Source organism: Nocardia sp. NPDC059240 (genome assembly GCF_042753865.1).
Classification (GTDB): domain Bacteria; phylum Actinomycetota; class Actinomycetes; order Mycobacteriales; family Mycobacteriaceae; genus Nocardia.
Window position 1 is genome coordinate 1 of record NZ_JBHZAC010000034.1, and the last position, 1034, is coordinate 1034.

Annotated in this window: 1 protein-coding gene; it reads left to right on the forward strand. The window is 47.2% G+C overall.

Going from position 1 to position 1034, the window contains the following annotated elements:
* The coding region (locus ACFXHA_RS45650; protein ID WP_379367745.1) for a hypothetical protein at positions 1 to 923 on the forward strand (923 nt) is incomplete at its 5' end.
* Between the last annotated feature and the right edge of the window lie 111 nt (positions 924 to 1034).

Consider the following 1034-nt stretch of genomic DNA (forward strand, 5'->3'; position numbering starts at 1 on the left):
CGGACGGTGGGTCAACTGGTGCAACTGACCAACAAATTCAAAGTATGAAGGCTGACGTTGATTCATTCGGCCGAGTCTTGGACGCTCATGTAAAGGACACGACCAAACACGTATCGTCTGAAGACCGTACCAAGTGGGACGGTATGAGTGACAGGGTGACGACATCAGAAACAAACCTGAAGAACCATATCGCAAATGCTAAACCTCACGTCTCGGATTCTGAACGTTTGAAATGGAATCAAGCTGCTACGGATGCGACACAGCTGCAAAAGGATTTACAGACAACGAATCTATCGCTTCAGGATGTTATCGGGGTTCAAAACTTCTCACAGAAATATGCATTAACGGATGCTGAAGGAATGCGGAAACGGTTGGCTTCAGCTGACAGCATATTCACCGCACCACCCGGTTTTTATTATGGGACAGGATGGAATCAACTACCGTTACCGGGTGACGCTTCTTGGTACTATCTCGACATTCTACCAGCGCCAAACGGTCTGCGGAAATTGGTTCTGACACGTTCCTATGATAATACGTCATGGATTGGTGTTATACACACTGACAATGTATTCAGGGGTTGGCGACAGCTGTTTACACAAAATGATTTTATGGCGCTCACATGGTATAACCTTCCGTTATTGAATGGAGCAAAGGCGTCAGGAAGAACACCGCAGTATACCCGCTGGGGAAACATCCTCATGCTAAAAGGTGACGTGGCGTGTGACCTCGGCGTTGACTTTGCACAATTGCCCGCGTCATATTCACCGTCAGACAAAAAGGCGGTCATGGCAACAGCATACGGAACGACAGGCTTCACAAAATTTTATATCAACACTGACGGTAAACTGGCGTTTGTCGGCTTTTCAGGAAACAATCAGTCCGCCGTGTCCAGTTGGTCATTAGACGCGGCAGTGCCTTACTAGGAGGGTTGGAGCAATGGAAATGATACAAGTATTCGTATATGATTCGGATTTCATCTTCGACTATCCTGAAATTGTTCCGGCTGATTCCGTACCGGATAATGCGACAACCGT